The sequence below is a fragment of the Lichenibacterium minor genome (genome assembly GCF_004137685.1).
Taxonomy (GTDB): Bacteria; Pseudomonadota; Alphaproteobacteria; order Rhizobiales; family Beijerinckiaceae; genus Lichenihabitans; species Lichenihabitans minor.
This window is the reverse complement of record NZ_QYBB01000177.1, coordinates 1-717: the sequence shown is the minus strand read 5'-3', so window position 1 is coordinate 717 and position 717 is coordinate 1. Positions and strand designations below refer to the sequence as shown.

Genomic DNA, 717 nt, shown 5'->3' with positions numbered 1-717 from the left:
ACCGGGCCCGCGGCGATCGTCGGCGTCGTGGACCGGTGGCAGGACTACGCGCGCCACGACGGCGGCGTGGTCGGGTACTTCAAGTCGCACACGACGGTCGCGTTCACAGGCGGGTTCAACACGCCCGATGGGGGCTACAGGGACGACTGGTCCTTCACGGTCGACCGGCACACCCGGATCGGGACCCTGATCCGGAAGGGCGGGCCCAAGATCGCGTTCTCGTGCGCGGGGGCGATCTGAGGCCGAAGGACGCTCATCGGCACGGTGGGTCGGCACTGGCCGCGTCGCCCAGCGCGTGGCAGGCCTGAATCCGAGCGATCTCGGCCGCGACCGACGCGGGCAATTGGTGAAAGCGCACTGCCATCCTGTCCTCGTCGCGCTGGATCAGCGCACTGGCTCGAACCTGCGGCGACACCCCGAATCCGACGATATCCTGGTTCTGCGCGAACAGCTCGGCATCGACCGCGACCTCGCGCAGCACCGAGGCGCAACCGGCCGGCGTGAGGCGGCACGCCGGCGGCGCATCGTCGGCGGCCGCGGCGGGCGCGGCGGGCGCTGTGGAAAGGATAGAGAGGAGGAGGAGGGTGGCGCCGCGGAGAGCGATACCGCTGGATGCGGTGATGATCAGTTCGCGCGATCGCCGACATAGCGCGAGAACACCCACCCGTAGCGGCACGGGCCCGTGTAGGGCAGGCGCGTGCGCCACTCGTGCTCGAC

The 717-nt window shown here is 70.6% G+C and carries 1 protein-coding gene and 1 pseudogene; one reads left to right on the top strand and one right to left on the bottom strand.

Annotation, left to right across the window (positions count from 1 at the left end; translation table 11 throughout):
* A pseudogene (locus D3273_RS28665) lies at positions 1 to 240 on the top strand (hypothetical protein); the annotation flags it as partial.
* Between the two features lie 13 nt (positions 241 to 253).
* Here the strand turns inward: D3273_RS28665 and D3273_RS27935 are convergent.
* Complete coding sequence (locus D3273_RS27935; RefSeq protein WP_129230308.1) at positions 254 to 664, bottom strand: hypothetical protein; 411 nt, start codon at positions 662 to 664, stop codon at positions 254 to 256.
* Positions 665 to 717 lie beyond the last annotated feature (53 nt).